The organism is Corynebacterium sp. UMB8791, from assembly GCF_054166365.1.
In genome coordinates this window covers 1-310 of record NZ_JBSZCG010000087.1, presented here as the reverse complement: position 1 = coordinate 310, position 310 = coordinate 1, and the positions used below count along the sequence as shown (strand labels likewise).

At 60.6% G+C, this 310-nt stretch carries 1 protein-coding gene; it reads left to right on the top strand.

The features are described from left to right. The coding region (locus tag ACXIUA_RS02400) for an ATP-binding cassette domain-containing protein (protein ID WP_457976012.1) at window positions 1–310 on the top strand (310 nt) is incomplete at both ends.

The following is a 310-nucleotide window of genomic DNA, read 5'->3' as shown; positions in this document are numbered from 1 at the left end:
CCTCGAGACCATCGACAGCGGCGAGATCCGCATCAACGGCAAACTTCTCCCAGAAGAGGGTAAGGAACTCACCCGTCTGCGTGCTGAGGTCGGCATGGTCTTCCAGCAGTTCAACCTCTTTTCATCCCGTACCGCAGCGGGAAACATCGAATACCCGCTGAAACTGGCCGGTGTAGGCAAGGAAGAACGCAAGCGCCGCGTTGCTGAACTGCTAGACTTCGTCGGTCTGTCTGACCGTGGCGAGAACTACCCGGAGCAGCTCTCCGGTGGCCCGAAGCAGCGCGTCGGCATCGCGCGAGCACTTGCGACC